This window comes from Azospirillum sp. SYSU D00513, from assembly GCF_017356015.1.
Classification (GTDB): Bacteria; Pseudomonadota; Alphaproteobacteria; order Azospirillales; family Azospirillaceae; genus Azospirillum.
Genome location: NZ_JAFIQV010000006.1, coordinates 123092 through 138977 on the forward strand (window position 1 = coordinate 123092; position 15886 = coordinate 138977).

At 70.4% G+C, this 15886-nt stretch carries 15 protein-coding genes; 7 read left to right on the plus strand and 8 right to left on the minus strand.

Features of this window, described 5'->3' with window-relative positions; translation table 11 throughout:
* Positions 1-32: 32 nt before the first annotated feature.
* Positions 33-485, minus strand: a complete 453-nt coding sequence (locus JUB11_RS06680; protein ID WP_207457533.1) for a DoxX family protein — start codon at positions 483-485, stop codon at positions 33-35.
* Positions 486-574: 89 nt separating this feature from the next.
* Between JUB11_RS06680 and JUB11_RS06685 the strand changes: the two genes are divergently transcribed.
* A complete protein-coding gene (locus tag JUB11_RS06685) occupies positions 575-1480 on the plus strand; it encodes a LysR family transcriptional regulator (protein ID WP_207457535.1) in 906 nt (301 codons plus the stop codon).
* Positions 1481-1744: 264 nt separating this feature from the next.
* Here the strand turns inward: JUB11_RS06685 and JUB11_RS06690 are convergent, their stop codons facing one another.
* Positions 1745-1939, minus strand: a complete 195-nt coding sequence (locus JUB11_RS06690) for a hypothetical protein (protein WP_207457537.1) — start codon at positions 1937-1939, stop codon at positions 1745-1747.
* An 80-nt stretch (positions 1940-2019) separates the two neighbouring features.
* Positions 2020-2196: a hypothetical protein gene (locus JUB11_RS06695; RefSeq protein ID WP_207457539.1), complete on the minus strand. Its 177-nt coding sequence runs from the start codon at positions 2194-2196 to the stop codon at positions 2020-2022.
* Positions 2197-2416: 220 nt separating this feature from the next.
* On the opposite strand from JUB11_RS06695, the gene JUB11_RS06700 reads away from it, so the two are divergent.
* Positions 2417-3769 carry a globin-coupled sensor protein gene (locus JUB11_RS06700; RefSeq protein ID WP_207457541.1) on the plus strand — a complete coding sequence of 451 codons (1353 nt, stop codon included), beginning with the start codon at positions 2417-2419 and terminating at the stop codon, positions 3767-3769.
* Positions 3770-3824: 55 nt separating this feature from the next.
* Here the strand turns inward: JUB11_RS06700 and JUB11_RS06705 are convergent, their stop codons facing one another.
* A complete protein-coding gene (locus JUB11_RS06705; RefSeq protein WP_207457543.1) occupies positions 3825-4598 on the minus strand; it encodes a GntR family transcriptional regulator in 774 nt (257 codons plus the stop codon).
* A gap of 173 nt (positions 4599-4771) precedes the next feature.
* On the opposite strand from JUB11_RS06705, the gene JUB11_RS06710 reads away from it, so the two are divergent.
* The 5 genes from JUB11_RS06710 to JUB11_RS06730 all read left to right on the plus strand — a co-directional run bounded on the left by JUB11_RS06710 (position 4772) and on the right by JUB11_RS06730 (position 9843).
* The gene (locus tag JUB11_RS06710; RefSeq protein WP_207457546.1) at positions 4772-5971 is read left to right on the plus strand and encodes a mandelate racemase/muconate lactonizing enzyme family protein; all 1200 of its coding nucleotides are present in this window, start codon (positions 4772-4774) and stop codon (positions 5969-5971) included.
* Between the two features lie 13 nt (positions 5972-5984).
* Positions 5985-6752, plus strand: coding sequence for an SDR family oxidoreductase (locus JUB11_RS06715; RefSeq protein WP_207457548.1), 768 nt, complete (start codon positions 5985-5987; stop codon positions 6750-6752).
* 74 nt (positions 6753-6826) lie between these two features.
* Positions 6827-7861: an L-idonate 5-dehydrogenase gene (locus tag JUB11_RS06720; RefSeq protein WP_207457550.1), complete on the plus strand. Its 1035-nt coding sequence runs from the start codon at positions 6827-6829 to the stop codon at positions 7859-7861.
* Between the two features lie 81 nt (positions 7862-7942).
* A complete protein-coding gene (locus JUB11_RS06725; RefSeq protein WP_207457552.1) occupies positions 7943-8956 on the plus strand; it encodes a TRAP transporter substrate-binding protein in 1014 nt (337 codons plus the stop codon).
* 128 nt (positions 8957-9084) lie between these two features.
* Complete coding sequence (locus tag JUB11_RS06730; RefSeq protein ID WP_207457554.1) at positions 9085-9843, plus strand: SDR family oxidoreductase; 759 nt, start codon at positions 9085-9087, stop codon at positions 9841-9843.
* Positions 9844-9985: 142 nt separating this feature from the next.
* Here the strand turns inward: JUB11_RS06730 and JUB11_RS06735 are convergent, their stop codons facing one another.
* The 4 genes from JUB11_RS06735 to JUB11_RS06750 form a co-directional block, all read right to left on the minus strand.
* Positions 9986-10645, minus strand: a complete 660-nt coding sequence (locus tag JUB11_RS06735; protein WP_207457556.1) for an HAD family hydrolase — start codon at positions 10643-10645, stop codon at positions 9986-9988.
* Between the two features lie 78 nt (positions 10646-10723).
* Positions 10724-12193: an N-acetylglucosamine-specific PTS transporter subunit IIBC gene (gene nagE / locus JUB11_RS06740; RefSeq protein ID WP_207457558.1), complete on the minus strand. Its 1470-nt coding sequence runs from the start codon at positions 12191-12193 to the stop codon at positions 10724-10726.
* 55 nt (positions 12194-12248) lie between these two features.
* Complete coding sequence (gene ptsP / locus JUB11_RS06745) at positions 12249-14774, minus strand: phosphoenolpyruvate--protein phosphotransferase (protein ID WP_207457561.1); 2526 nt, start codon at positions 14772-14774, stop codon at positions 12249-12251.
* Positions 14771-15679 (minus strand): N-acetylmuramic acid 6-phosphate etherase, encoded by a 909-nt coding sequence (locus tag JUB11_RS06750; RefSeq protein ID WP_207457563.1) that lies wholly within the window; start codon positions 15677-15679, stop codon positions 14771-14773. Before JUB11_RS06750 ends, ptsP begins: the two co-directional genes overlap by 4 nt.
* Positions 15680-15886: the final 207 nt, after the last annotated feature.

Consider the following 15886-nt stretch of genomic DNA (forward strand, 5'->3'; position numbering starts at 1 on the left):
CAGCGGAAGGGCGGGGAAGAAGGGCGCGGGCATCAGCGCGCCGGCAGGGCCGCCGGCACCATCCCGGCCTTGGCCGCGCGGGACGGGCTGAGCGCGAAGGCGCCGTCGCCGAGAAGCGCCTGCACGAGGGCGAGGACGGTCAGGTAGAGCGGGTATTCCCAGCCGCCGTTCGGGTAGCCGAACATCCATCCATTGCCGGAATGGACCCAGACGGCCCCGGCCAGGATCGGCGCCAGCGCCAGCGAAACCCAGCGCGCCTGAATCCCGAGAAGCAGGAAAGTCCCGCCCACCAGCTCGGCGGCGAAGACGCCGTACCCGAACCAGCCCGGCAGCCCGATGCTTTCGAAGAAGGCGGCATTCCCGGCGAGCGTCAGGACGAAGAGCTTCAGGACGAGGCTGTGAGACAGGAACATGAGGCCCAGCGCCACGCGGAGGATGAAGGCGGCGTAAGGGACCAGGGTCTGGTCAGGGGTACGGTCGGTCATGGCTTGCGGCTCCCGTTGTCGGTGAGGCCAAGCTGGACCCTTTCCCGAAAACAAGAAATATTGGGAAATCACAAAGGGAGCTTGCAGCGATGCAAGAGGGGCGGGAGGCGGCACGGCTGGGCTGGGAGGATCTGCGGCTCGTGCTGGCGATCGGCACGGCGGGCACGCTGACCGGTGCCGCGCGCAGGCTGGGGATCGACCACTCGACGGCCTTCCGCCGCCTGGGAGCCCTGGAGAAGAGGCTCGGCGCGCGCCTGTTCGACCGGGCGCGCGACGGCTACGCGCCAACCCCCGCCGGGGAGGCCGTGATCGCCGCCGCGCAGCGCATGGAGGTCGAACTCTCCGGCCTCGAACGCCTGCTCGCCGGCCAGGACCTGAGGCCGAGCGGGCCGTTGCGGGTGACGACCACGGACACGCTGCTGGAGGTGCTGACGCCCTGCTTCGCGGCGTTCCGGCGGGACTTCCCCGGGATCACGCTGGAGGTCGTCGTCACCAACAGCTTCCTAACCCTGACCAAGCGCGACGCGGACGTGGCGATCCGGCCATCCGGCGCGGTGCCGGAGACGCTCGTCGGGCGGCGCGCCGCGGCGATCGCGTCCGCCGTCTATGCCGCCGCGTCCGTTGAGGACTCGGCTGATCCGGCCGCGCAGGACTGGGTCGGGCCGGACGAAAGCCTCGGGCATCTGGGCTTCGCGAAATGGCTCCGCGCCCATGTTCCGCCGGAGCGGGTCGTCTACCGCTCCAACAGCCTGCTCGGGTTGCGCGCGGCCGTGCGCGCCGGCCTCGGGCGGGCGATCCTGCCCTGCTTCCTGATGGACTCCGATCCCAGTCTGCGGCGGATCGGCCCGCTCATGGCGGAGATGGAAAGCACGCTCTGGCTCCTCACCCACCCGGACCTGAGGCAGGTGGCCCGCGTGCGCGCCTTCCTCGACGTCATGGCGCAGGAGATCGGACGCCGCCGCGCCGCCTTCGAAGGCACCCCGCCGGGCGGGTGAAATCGACCGGTGAGGGACGCGCGGTGGCGGGGCCGCAGGCGTTCCGCAGGCATTCCATGGGCGTTCCGCCCTCTGATCAGCGGGCGTTCCGCCCTGTGATCAACGAGCGTTCCGCCTTCTGATCAACGGGTGTTCCACCCTGTGACAAGCACGCCCTTTCCCGAGGAACCGCTCGCCCTATCGGAAATTTTTAGACTAATGTTGGCAACATCGTTGCTTAACAGGACGAAGTGTTTTGCACGGACATGCGGCTGCTTTGCGTGCCTACCATCGGGCGATCCGGCAGATCCGCGCGCGCAGCCGGGAATGCTGCTGCATCGGCACCCGCCAGAGGCTGATCGGGGTCGAGCGCGCCCTGATGCGGCTGCTGCTGGAAGCGGAGGCGGCCTCCGCGAGCGCGTCCGCCTCGGTGCGGCAGCCACAGGCCGGATGGTGGACGCGGACCGCGCTCCGGGACAAGGAACGGGACTTTTCCCGGTGGGACCCCGTCCTGCGCAGGCATCCGGCCCTGGGTTGGTGAGGGAGCGCCGGCCCGGCGCCTAATGCAGCAGGGGCGGCCTTGTCCAGGACTCCACCGTCGCCACGGCCTCCGCCGCCGGCACCTCCGGATGATGGAAGGTGAAGATCACCACCCCAGCCTCCCGGGCGTGGGATTCCGGCTCGCCGCGGGAGACCAGTTCCGCATAGACCCGTTCGACGATTTCACGGCAGCACATGGAAGGACTCCTCGCGGTCGCCGGAATGCGCGCAGCACTTTCGGCGCCTGCAATCGTAACACATCGCACCCGGCGGAGTCACAGGCGCGACGCTTTGCCGTGCATCTGGCCGGCATGGTCCGACCCATGCCCTTCGTTACAATTTGAGTGAAAAATCATGCTGGATGTGTCGCGAGGAGCCGTTTAAATTGACGTCATATATCGATTGAACGAGGCTGGGATGAGCGGCGCGGAAGACCTTCAAAAGCGTCTCGCCTTTGTCGGATTCGATGAAGAGGCGCGCTCGGCCCTCGTGGAGTTCCATCCCGTCCTGAAGGACACCCTTCCCGGCATCCTGACCAAGTTCTACGAGCACGTGCGTGGGTGGCCGGAAATGTCCGCCATGTTCCCGGGCGGCGCGGTTTCGATGGACCGGGCCAGGTCGGCGCAGATCGAGCATTGGCTGAAGCTGTTTTCCGGGCGGTTCGACGCGGCCTACATGGACTCCGTGCGGCGCATCGGCCTGACACACAGCCGCATCGGGCTGGAGCCCCGCTGGTACATCGGCGGATACTCCTTCATCCTGAACCACGTCTACGCCCTGGCGGCGCGGCGTTTCGGCAGCCGCCTCAACCCGGCCGCCGCCCAGGACAGGACGGCGCGCCTGATGCGCGCGCTCAACCTCGCCTCCATGCTCGACATGGACCTCGTGATCGCGATCTATCTCGCCGAGAACAGGACCGCCTACGACCGTCGCCTCACCGGCTTGGCCGACGGCTTCGAGGCCAGCATCGGCAAGGTGGTCGAGGCGATCGCCGCCGAAGCGGTCGATGTGAAGGGCGCTGCGGCGGCGCTGTCCTCCGGCGCCTCGCGGGCGAGCGGCCAGGTGACGGCCGTGTCCGCGGCGGCGGAACAGGCGTCCACCAACATCCAGACCGTCGCGGCGGCGGCCGGGGAACTCTCCGCCTCCATCCTGGAGATCGGCCGTCAGGTCACGAACCAGTCGCGCATTTCCGGCGAGGCGGTTCAGGAGGCCGAACGCACCAAGGCCACGGTGCAGGGGCTCGTGGAGGCGGCGAACCAGATCGGGCAGGTGGTTGAGCTGATCCAGAGCATCGCCGGCCAGACCAACCTGTTGGCGCTGAACGCCACCATCGAAGCGGCGCGGGCCGGGGAGGCGGGCAAGGGATTCGCCGTCGTGGCCGGTGAGGTGAAGAGCCTCGCCAACCAAACCGCCAGGGCCACCGAGGAAATCCAGCTCAAGGTGCAGGAAATCCAGGGCGCCACCGGCGGGGCACGGGACGCCATCGATGCCATCGGCCGCACCATCGGCCAGATGAACGAGATCTCCACGGCCATCGCCGCCGCCGTCGAGGAGCAGGACGCCGCGACGGGCAAGATCGCCGAAAACGTCGCGCAGGCGGCGCGCGGGACCGAGGACGTCAACACCAATGTCGGCGGGGTGACCGAGGCCGCAGCGGAAACCGGTGCCGCCGCCGGCCAGCTTCTCGTCACGGCGAACCGTCTGGCCGAGGAGGCGGAGCGGCTCAAAGGCGCTGCCCGCGACTTCAACGCGACGGTCCGGGCGGCCTGAACCGCGCGGGCGTGCTCAGATGGTCTGGCCTGGGCCGCCTGGCTTGGTTGCTTGGCTACAGGGCGTCGTCCATCAGCCGGCAGTCGAGCAGGGCCGGCTCCACCGAACGCTCCAGCGCCAACAGCACGCCGTCCATGAAGTCCATGAGACCATCCGAGGCCTCCACCGCCTCCTCCACCCGCCGGCCCGCGAGGGCGGAAAGGATGGCCAGATGCCGGTCGATGGACAGGTCCGCCCCCGGCTTCCCGGCCGCGTGGGTGTGATAGATCCAGCCGATGCGGCGGAAAATGGTGTGGAGCGGCCGGAGCGTGTGCTCCAGGAAGGGTTCCCCGGCGGCGGCCAGGATCAGCCGGTCGATGCGGCGGTCGATCAGGTTGAATTCCCCGATCTCCATGCCGTCGCGCCGCTCCCGCAGGAGCCGTTCCAGATGGATCGCCTGGTTGCGGTGGGTGGGTCCTGATCGTTCCGCGGCGAGGCGGACGACGAACCGCTCCAGATCCTTGCGCAGCCCCAGCAGCAGGCGGTCGCGGGCGAGGTCGATGGGCGCGATCTGGATCCCGTGGCGCGGGCGCACCAGGATCAGCGTGTCCGCGGCGAGCCGGCTGACCGCTTGGTGCACGGGCGTGCGCCCGAATCCGGTCATCGCCTGCAGATCCTGGATCGTCAGCATGAAACCAGGCTTCAGCGTGCAGTCGACGATGAACTCCTCGAGCCGCTCGTAGGCGAGTTCGATCAGGTTCACCCGGTTCCGGCGCCGGACCGCCGATTCCTCCGGCTCCTCCCCCTCCACCCGGTCCTCGGGCATCCCCGGTTGGGTGCGTTCGTCCATTCCCACTGCTCCCTGCCCGGCCAACTCCCCGGTCCCAAGCTACAACGTAACCTTGGGCGGGTGCCACATTGGAAAATGTTGTGATATTTCACCAGCGAACCTATGCTCTCGTGCAAAGAGCGCCACCCCGTCGGGGAAAGGCCGCTTCGGGAAAGGGAAGGAACGGGTTCGGAATGAAGATCACCCTGATCGAAACGCTGCGGACGGCTGAGTTCGCGAATGTGCTCTGGGTCCGCGTCCACACCGATTCGGGGCTGATCGGTCTCGGCGAGACCTTCTATGGTGCTGCCGCCGTGGAGGCGCACATCCACGACACGCTGGCCGGGCGCCTGCTGGGGCGCGACCCGCTCCAGATCGAGGCTATCCACCGGGACCTCGTCAACCTGCCGATGGCCCAGTCCTCGACGGGCGTCGAGTACCGCGCGGCCTCGGCAGTGGACATCGCGCTGTGGGACCTGTTCGGCAAGGTCTGCGGCCTGCCGGTGCACCAGATGCTGGGCGGGCTCTGCCGCGACCGGCTGCGCGTCTACAACACCTGCGCCGGCTACGGTTATGTCCGCTCCAACAACATCAAGCCGGTCGCGAACTGGAACTTCGGCCATTCGGAAGGCCCTTACGAGGACCTGCACGGCTTCATGAACGACGCCGGCGCCCTGGCGGAGAACCTGCTGGAGAGCGGCATCACGGCGATGAAGATCTGGCCCTTCGACCCGGTCGCGCAGGAGAACCAGGGGCTGTTCATCACCGCCGCCCAGATGCGCACGGCTCTGGAGCCCTTCGAGAAGATCCGCAAGCGGGTCGGCGACCGGATGGACATCATGGTGGAGTTCCACTCCCTGTGGAACCTCACCACCGCCAAGCAGATCGCCCGCGCGCTGGAGCCCTACGCGCCGGCTTGGTTCGAGGACCCGATCCGCATGAACTCCTCGCAGGCGCTGGCCGAATACGCCCGCTCCACCAGCGTGCCGGTCTGCGCCAGTGAGACGCTGGGCTCGCGCTGGGCCTACAAGGAGATGCTGGACCGCGACGCCGTTGGCATCGTCATGGTGGACCTCTGCTGGACCGGCGGGCTGACCGAGGGGCGCAAGATCGCGGCACTGGCCGAGGCGCACCACAAGCCCTTCGCGCCGCACGACTGCATCGGCCCGGTCGGCTTCGCCGCCGCCGTCCACGCCTCCTTCAGCCAGCCCAACACGCTGATCCAGGAATCGGTGCGCGCCTTCTACGACGGCTGGTACCGGGAGCTGGTCACCGCCGTGCCGCGGATCGAGGGCGGGTACGTCTACCCCATGGAAGGGCCGGGCCTCGGCACCGACCTGCTGCCGGCCGTCCTCGAGCGGCCGGACCTCGTCGTCCGCCGCACGCAGCCCTGAGGAGACCGCGCTCATGTCCCAGACACTGTTCGACCTGTCCGGCCGTACGGCCCTCGTCACCGGCTCCACGCGGGGGCTTGGGCGCGCCATCGCCGAGGGGCTGGCGGCGGCCGGCGCCGCCGTCGTGCTGAACGGCACCGGCGGCGAGCGGCTCGCCACGGCGGCGGCGGAGATGCGGGCGAAGGGCTACGCCGTCCGCGAGGCGGCCTTCGACGTCACGGACGAGGCGGCGGTGACCGAGGCCTTCGCCCGGCTCGACGAGGCCGGCGTCGTGGTGGACATACTGGTGAACAATGCCGGCATGCAGCTGCGCAAGCCGATGGTCGAGCTGTCCACGCCGGAATGGCAGAAGGTCATCGACACCAACCTGACCAGCGCCTTCGTGATCGGCCGCGAGGCGGCCCGGCGGATGATCCCGCGCGGCCGGGGCAAGATCATCAACATCGGCTCCCTGACCAGCGAGCTGGCCCGCGCGACGGTCGCGCCCTATACCGTCGCCAAGGGCGGCATCAAGATGCTGACCCGCGCGATGGCCGCGGAATGGGCCGCGGACGGCATCCAGGCCAACGCGATCGGCCCCGGCTACATGCTGACCGACATGAACAAGCCGCTGATCGAGAATCCGGCCTTCGACGCCTGGGTCAAGGGCCGCACCCCGTCCCGGCGCTGGGGAAAGCCGGAGGAGCTGATCGGCACGGCGGTCTTCCTCGCCTCCGCCGCGTCGGACTACGTCAACGGCCAGATCATCTACGTGGACGGCGGCATGCTGGCCGTCCTCTGACGGACCCGGCCCCCGCGATCAACCCCGGCAGAGCCCGGCCACCGGCGCTGCCACCGACAAAGAGGGAAGTTTCCATGCGCGGCGTCGTCATTCATGCGCCCAAGGACCTGCGGGTCGAAAGCATCGCGGAGGCCGCGCCCGGCCCCGGCGAGGTCCGGGTCCGGATTGAGGCCGGCGGCATCTGCGGGTCGGACCTGCACTACTTCAACCATGGCGGCTTCGGCACCGTGCGCATCAAGGAGCCGATGGTGCTCGGCCACGAGATCGCCGGCACGGTGGAAGAGGTCGGCGCCGAGGTTCAGGGACTGCGCCCCGGCACCCGCGTCGCGGTCAACCCCAGCCGCCCCTGCGGGCGGTGCCGCTATTGCCGCGAGGGCATGCGCAACGAGTGCCTGGACATGCGCTTCATGGGCAGCGCCATGCGCTTCCCGCACGTTCAGGGCGGCTTCCGGCAGAGCCTCACCGTGCTGGCCGAGCAGGCGGTGCCCATCGCCGAGGGCATGAGCATGGCCGAGGCGGCGATGGCGGAGCCGCTGGCCGTCTGCCTGCACGGCGCGCGCCGGGCGGGTTCGCTGATGGGCAAGCGCGTGCTGGTCACCGGCTGCGGCCCGATTGGCGCCCTGTCGGTGCTGGTCGCCAGGGCGGCCGGCGCGGCGGAGATCGTGGCGACCGACGTCGCCGCCTTCCCGCTGAGCGTCGCGGCACGGCTCGGCGCCAACCGGACGGTCAACGTCGCCGACGAGCGCGACGGCCTCGCCCCCTACACGGCGGACAAGGGGACCTTCGACGTCCTGTTCGAGGCGTCGGGCCAGGAATCGGCCCTGCGCGGCGCGCTCGACGCCGTCCGTCCGGGCGGGGTGGTCGTGCAGCTCGGCCTCGGCGGCGACATCGCCGTGCCGATGAACGTGCTGGTCACCAAGGAGCTGGACATGCGCGGCACCTTCCGTTTCGACACGGAGTTCGCGCTGGCCGTCGAGCTGATGGGGAGCGGGAAGCTGGACGTGCGGCCCTTGCTGACGGCCAGCGTGCCGTTCGGCGAGGCGGCGGAGGCCTTCCGCCTCGCGCTCGACCGGACGCAGTCCATGAAGGTCCAGATGACCTTCGCGTAAAGGCGGGGACCCGTCGCAAAGGTCGCCTGTGACCAAGCCGCCGGCCGTGAATGCCGGCTTTCAAAAAGGGGGAAGACAACCATGAAGTTCTCGTTCGAACGGCTCTGCGTCGCGGCCGTCGCGGCCATCGCCCTGATGTCCGGCGGCGCCTTCGCCCAGGAGACCCGCACGGCCAAGCTCGGCCATGCCCATCCGATGGAACACGCCCAGGCCAAGGCGATGATCCAGTTCGCCCAGGACGTCGAGGCCGCCACGAACAAGCGCGTGAAGATCAACGTCTTCCACAGCGCCTCGCTGGGCGGCGACGACAAGCAGCTCCAGGCCGTCCAGACGGGCGTGCAGGAGTTCTACATCGGCGCGCTGGCCCCGCTGGCGGGCAAGATCCAGGACGTGCGCATCTTCGACTTCCCCTTCATGTTCAACAACCTGCGGGAGGTCGAGTACGTCTTCAACGGCCCGGTCGGTCGCAAGATCCTCGACAAGCTGGAGCCGATGGGCATGGTCGGGCTTGGCTGGAGCCATGCCGGCTTCCGCGAGCTTTCGAACCGCCAGCGCCCGGTGACCAAGGCCGAGGACATCGCCGGCCTGAAGGTCCGCGTCATGCAGAACCCGGTGGCGCTGGAGACCTGGAAGGCGCTCGGCGCCAACGCCGTGCCGATGTCCTTCTCGGAGGTGTTCACGGCACTCGAGACCGGCTCGCTCGACGGGCAGGAGAACCCTCTTCAGCACATGCACGCGAACAAGATGTTCGAGGTGCAGAAGTACGTCACCCTGACCAACCACGTCTACACGCCGGTCACCCTGCTTGCGTCGAAGAAGTTCTGGGACCAGCTGACGCCCGCCGACCAGGATGCCGTCCGCAAGGCGGCGGCCGGCGCACTGGCGCTCCAGAACAAGCTGATCGCCGAGGGTGACGACAAGGCCATCGCCGAGCTGAAGAAGGAAGGCATGACCCTGACGGAAATGCCGCCGGAGGAGATCGCCAAGCTCCAGGCGAAGGTCCAGCCGGTCGTCGAGAAATACACGAAGGAGATCGGGCCGGAGTTCGTGAACGAGTTCCGCGCCGAGATCGAAAAGGCCCGCAAGGCCCAGTAAGGCCGGCGCCCCTCATTCTTTTTCCGTCCGGGCGCCGGCAGCCGCCAGCGTCCGGATGGGCCTTGATCCCTTTCTTTTTTCGATATGCCGGCGCGGCGGCCATGGCCCGCCGGAATTGGAGACGTCTCATGTCCATCGAACTTTTCAACCTGAAGGGCCGGCGCGCCCTCGTCACCGGCTCCTCGCAGGGCATCGGGCTGGCGCTGGCCAAGGGGCTGGCCGCCGCGGGTGCTGCCGTCGTGCTCAACGGCCGCGACAGGGACAAGCTCGCGGAAGCCGCGGCAGGGCTCGGGGAGGGGGCCGGCACGCTCCCCTTCGACGTGACCGACCATGAGGCGGCCCGCGACGCCGTCGACCGTTTCGAGGCGGAAACCGGCCCGATCGACATCCTCGTCAACAACGCGGGCATGCAGTTCCGCACGCCGCTGGAGGACTTTCCCGCCGATGCCTTCGAACGGCTGATGCGGACCAACGTGTCCAGCGTCTTCAACGTCGGGCAGGCCGTCGCCCGCCACATGATCAAGCGCGGCGCCGGCAAGATCATCAACATCGCCAGCGTCCAGACCTCGCTCGCCCGCCCGTCCATCGCGCCCTACACCGCGACCAAGGGTGCGGTCGGCAACCTCACCAAGGGCATGGCGACGGACTGGGCCAAATACGGGCTTCAGTGCAACGCGATCGCGCCCGGCTATTTCGACACGCCGCTCAACGCGGCGCTGGTCGCCGACGCGGATTTCTCGGCCTGGCTCGAAAAGCGCACGCCGGCCGGCCGCTGGGGCCGGGTGGAGGAGCTGGTCGGCGCCTGCATCTTCCTGGCCTCCGGCGCCTCTGCCTTCGTCAACGGGCATGTGCTCTACGTCGACGGGGGCATCACCGCCTCGCTGTGATACCGGGTTCGGAAGATTCGGACCTCCGAACCCGGTATAGGGCCGCGACTGCGGCCCCGCGCCCCCTGGCGCGGAAGTTGGGGCGCGGAAGTCCTGACCACAGGCAGGACTTCATAAAAATCGTATGAGGGGCGCGCCGGGATCAGATCACCGTCAGCCGCAGCCCGTCCGCGACGGCGAGGCTCAGCCGCTCGAAGTCCGTAATCCACTCGATCTCCGCCAACTCGGCTTCGGTGAGCGTGGTCGCGACCGCGAGGGTGCGGGCGCCGGCGGCGCGGCCCGCCTCGAAGCCGGCGGGGGCGTCCTCGAAGACCAGCGTGTCGCGGGGGTCGCGCCCGAGCAGGCGGGCGGCCAGACGGTAGCATTCCGGATCGGGCTTGCCGGCCGACACGTCCTCCGCCGCGATCAGGATCTCCGGCCGCGGCAGCCCGACCTGGCGCAGCCGCTCCTCGGCCATGGCGCGGTCGGCGGAGGTGACGATGGCCCAGCGGTCGCGGGGCAGGGCGTCCAGCAGGGCCGGGGCGCCCGGCACCGGGAAGACGCCTTCCGTGTCGAAGGTGGCTTCCAGGCTGAGCGCCCGCGCCTCGGCCTCCGCGTCCAGGCCGGGCGGAGCGAACATGCGCACCGTCTCGATGGTGCGGCGGCCGTGGCAGACCCGGAGGATGGCGTCGGGGTCGAGCCCGTGGCGGGCCGCCCAGCCCGTCCAGGCGCGCAGGTTGGGGGCCGTGGTGTCGATCAGCGTGCCGTCCATGTCGAACAGGATGGCTTCGGCGCGGATCAGGGTGCCGGCGGGCAGGCGCATGGAGGGGCGTCCTTCTCGTGAAACGAAAACCTCCGGCCCGCTGGCGGCGGGACCGGAGGCGTTGGGCGGTGGCCGGCCTCAGCTGATGGCAGCCGTACGGGTGGAGCGCATCGCGTCCTGCACCTCCCCCGCGATCTGGTCGGCGAGCGGGCCGATGATCACCTGGACCGAACCGGCCGAGGGCCGGACCACGCCGCGCGCGCCGAGCGTCTTCAGGCCCGGCTCGTCGATGGCGGCGTTGTCCGCGACGGTCAGGCGCAGGCGCGTCGTGCAGGCCTCGACCGTCCGGACGTTCCCGGCGCCGCCGAGTGCGGCCAGATAGGCCGCACCCCGGCTGGTCGGGGCGGCGGCGCTCGCCGTGGCGCCGGCCGGCGCGGCGGCACCGGCGGCAGGGGCTGCCTGGCCGGCGGGTATCGCCAGCGTGCCGTCCTCGCGGCCCAGCGTCTTCAGGTCGAAGGCGGTGATGCAGATGCGGAACAGCCCGTAATAAACCGCGAAATAGGCGAGGCCGATCGGCAGCAGCAGGATCGGGTTGGTCGCCTGGCCGTAGTTCAGCGCGTAATCGAAGAAGCCCGCCGAGAAGCCGAAGCCGAGCTTCACGTTCAGCAGGTCCATGATCACCAGCGACGCGCCGGTCAACAGCGCGTGCACGAGGTAGAGCACCGGCGCCAGGAACATGAAGGAGAATTCCACCGGCTCCGTCACGCCGGTCAGGAAGGCGGTCAGGGCCATGGACAGCAGCACGCCGCCCACCGCGGCGCGGTTCTCGGGCTTGGCCGTGTGGTACATGGCGAGGCAGGCCGCCGGCAGGCCGAACATCATCACCGGAAAGAAGCCGGCCATGAAGGCGCCGGCCGTGGGATCGCCCTTGAAGAAGCGGTTCAGGTCGCCCGTGACGCCCTGGTAGTCGCCGAGCAGGAACCAGGCGACGTTGTTCAGGATGTGGTGCAGGCCAGTGATGATCAGCAGGCGGTTCAGCACGCCGTAGAGGAACAGGCCGATCTGGCCCGCGCCCAGCACCGCCGAGGTCAGGCCGGACAGGCCGGCGTCGATCAGCGGCCAGCCGATGCCGAACAGCACCGCCAGCACCAGCGCCGCACAGCCCGTGACGATCGGCACGAAGCGGCGCCCGCCGAAGAAGGCCAGATATTCCGGAAGCTGGATGTCCTTGAAGCGGTTGTAGAGCTGCCCGGCGGCGATGCCGATCAGGATGCCGACCGGGATGCTGATGCGGGCGGACATCTTGGCCACCATCTCGGGCGCCACGCCGCTCAGCACCACGGCACCCTTGATGGCGACGAAGTAGCCCACCGCACCGGCGAGGCCGGCCGCGCCATGATTCTCGCGCGCGAAGCCCACGGCGATGCCGACGGCGAAGAGCAGGCCTAGGTTGGAGAAGATGGCGTCGCCGGCCGCTGCGATGAAGGCGATGTCCAGCAGGTCAGGCTGGCCGATGCGCAGGAGCAGGCCGGCGATGGGCAGCACGGCGATGGGCAGCATGAGCGCCCGGCCGAGATTCTGCAGGCCCGAAAAGCGGTTCGAAGACATGTCACACCCCGTTCTTCCGTTCTTGATGTTCGGCGTTTCTTGACGTTCCGGCCCCTCAGAAACCGCTCCAGCGCTCCGCCACGAGGCGGCGCACCTCCTCGGCCGAATCCAGGTTCAGCGCGGCCTCGGCCACGGTCCGGCACTCCTCCGGGCGCAGCGTGCGGATGAAGGCCTTGAGGTCCGGGATCACGGCCGGCGTGGCCGACAGCTCCGTCACGCCGAGCCCGATCAGCAGCGGCGCCGCGACCGGATCGGAGGCCGAGCCGCCGCACACCGCGACGGGCCGGCCGAAGGCCGCCGCCCCCTTCGTCACCTGGGCGATCAGGCGGAGCACGCCCGGATGAAGGGTGTCGAGCTGGGCGGCCACATGCGGGTTGCCGCGGTCCATCGCCAGCACATACTGGGTCAGGTCGTTGGTGCCGATGGACAGGAAGTCGGCGACGCGGGACAGCCGGTCGGCCATCAGGGCCGCCGCTGGCACCTCGATCATGGCGCCGACCTCGACCGGCACCGCGATGCCCAGCGCCGCACGCTCCTCCTCCACCATGCGGCGCACCGCCTCGATCTCGGACACGGAGGTCACCATCGGGACCATGACGCGGCAGCGCCCGGCCGGGCGGACGCGCAGGATCGCGCGGATCTGCGCGCGCAGCAGCTCCGGGTCGCGCAAGCCGACCCGCACGCCGCGCAGGCCCAGCACCGGGTTCTCCTCGCGCGGAAGCGGCAGGTAGGGCAGGGGCTTGTCGCCGCCGACGTCGAGCGTGCGGACGATCAGCGGCCGGGTGCCGAGCGCGTCGGCGACGGACTGGTACTGGTCCCGCTGTTCCTCCTCCGTCGGCGCCTGGCCGCGGTCGAGGAACAGGAACTCGGTGCGCAGCAGGCCGCAGCCCTCCGCCCCGTTTACCACCGCCGAGGCGGCGTCGGCGACGCGGCCCAGGTTGGCGAACAGCTCGATCCGCGTGCCGTCCGCCATGCGGCAGTCCTCGCCGGCGGCGGCGAGGTTGGCGGCCCGGCGGGCGCGGCCGCTCTCGATCCGGTCGAGCGTGGCCCGGACCAGCTCGAAGGGCGGGAAGACGCGCAGCTCGCCCCGGTTGCCGTCCACGATCAGCGGCGCGCCGTCCGGCACCCGCGCCGCCGGGCGCCCGGCGGCGACCAGCGTGGGGATGCCCAGCGAGGCGGCGAGGATCGCGGCGTGGGAGGTCGGGCCGCCCTCCTCCATGACGATGCCGGCGAGCCGGCCCGGCGGGGCCGCGGTGACCTCCGACGGCATGATCTCCCCGGCGATCAGGACGCTGCCCTCCGGCAGGCCGGCGATCTGGCGCAGCGTGTCGTGACCGCCGAGTGCCGCCAGCACCTGCGCCTCCAGGTCGCGCAGATCGGCGGCGCGTTCCGCCATGCGCGGGTCGGCGAGGCCGGCCAGCGTCTCGGCCTGCTGGCTCAAGGCCGTGCGCCAGGCCCATTCGGCGCTCCGCCCCTCGGCGATGGCGGCCATGGCGGCGCCGTTGAGTTCAGGGTCCTCCAGCAGGGCGCGGTGCGCCGCGAAGATGGCGCCGTGGCCTCCGATTTCCTGCGTGGCTGCGGCTTCGATCCGGTCGGCCGTCGCGGCGATGGCCGCCTTCAGCCGGCGGCGCTCCATCTCCGGCCCGGCGCCCTGCTCCGGCACCTCCGCCGCCTTGCGGACCAGCCGGACGGCGCGGCCGACCGCGAGGCCGGGCACCGCGACCGTCGCCTTCAGCAGGACCGGCTCGCCCTCCGTGAAGGGTGCTTCGGTGGAGGTCGTCGCCACGCCCGTACCCGGGACCGCCGTCACCGGCAGGACGGGGTCGCCCAGCCCGGCGGCGATCAGCCCCGCGATCCGGTCGGCCGCGGCGTCGGCCCCGTCGCCTTCCACGGTGAGGGTCATCCGGTCGCCATGGGCGCTGCCCAGCGCCATCAGGGCGGTGACGCTCTTGGCGTTGGCGTTCCGGCCTCCGCAGGCGATGGTGACCGCCCCGGCATGGGCCTTCGCCGCCGCCGCCAGCGCCGCCGCCGGACGGGCGTGCAGCCCGTGGGCGATGGGAAGCACCACCTGCCGCTCGGCGCTCCGCGCGCCCGCCGTCTCGCCGCCATCCCCGCCGCCGGTCCGGGCGGTCACGGACATGACCGGTTCCCCGGCCGCGACCTCCCGGTCGGTGACGAGGTCGCCGACCGCATGCTCGTCTCCGTTCACGACGATCAGCATGGTCATGAGGCTGCGGGCGCGGGCGGCGAGCAGGTCCATGTCGAAGGAGATCAGCGGGTCGCCGGCGCGCACGGCCTGCCCGCCGCCGACATGGACCGTGAAGCCTTCCCCGTTCAGCGCGACCGTGTCCACGCCGATGTGCATCAGGATCTCGGCCCCGTTGGCCGCCTGGACGGTGCAGGCGTGCCGCGCGCGGTGCACCGACAGGACCGTTCCGTCGCAGGGCGCCCGCAGGGTGGCATCGGTCGGGTCGATGGCGATGCCCTCGCCGATCATGCCTTCGGCGAAGGCTGGGTCGGGCACCTCCGACAGGGGTGCTGCCCAGCCCGAGATCGGGGCGCCGAGGGTGACCATGCTCATGCGGATGCTCCTTCCCGCCGGCGCACCCCGTTCAGGGCGCGGCGGAGATTGCCGCCGGCCTCGGCCAGGCGGTCGTTGATGTCGGATTCGGCGACGCCGGCCAGCCCGAGCACGGCGCGCTTCACGTCGCCGTGGCGGGCCAGCGCCGCCTCCGCCCGGACGGCGTCCACGCCGGCGATGCGCGCGACGATGCTCGCGCAGCGGGCGCGGAGCTTCGCGTTCTCCGGCCGGACATTGACCATCAGGTTGTCGTGCACGGCGCCCAGCGCCGTCATCAGGGCGGTCGAGAACAGGTTCAGCACCACCTTCTGCGCCGTCCCGGCGCCGAGCCGCGTGGAGCCGGCGAGCACCTCTGGCCCGGTGGCGATGACGACGGCATGCTCGGCGGCGCGGACCAGCGGAGAGTCCGGGACGCTGGAAACGGCGACGGTCAGGGCGCCCGCCCGCCGCGCCGTCTCCAGGAAGGCGACGGTGTAGGGGCTGCGCCCGCCGGCGGAAATCCCGACCACCACGTCGCCCCGGCCGACCCGCCGCTCCAGGGCGGCCTCGCGCCCGGCCCCGGCGTCGTCCTCCGCCCCGGCCGAGAGGCCGCGGTTGAGGTCGAGTCCGCCGGCCAGCACCACCGCCAGCCGGGCGTCCGGCCAGTCGAAGGTTCCGCCCAGCTCCAGCCCGTCGATGGCGGCGATGCCGCCCGAGGAGCCGGCCCCGACATAGACCAGCCGCCCGTTCCCGCCGGAAAGCCGCCGCGCGGCGGCATCGACCGCCGCGCCGAGCGCCGGCAGCGCCGGCAGGCAGGCGGCGACTGCCTGCATCTGCCCGTTCCACAGCGCGGTGAGAATCTCGGCCGTCGGCCAGCCGTCCAGGCCTTGGAAACGGACGCCGGCCTCCTCTGTGCTCTCCGCCATCGATCCTCCGACGAGCGAATGGTCCTATATTGGAATGCTGCCGATGATACCGATTGCCAAGCCGTTTGCAACGCGCTTCTGCAATCCCGGTGGAGCTACCTTTCGAATACCGGTTCCCTCCCACAGTGCCCTTTCACGCATCATACCTCCATCGGAGAGGTGATTTCCTCGATTTTTCGCCGGACTTCCGCAACGCGCAGCCCTGGG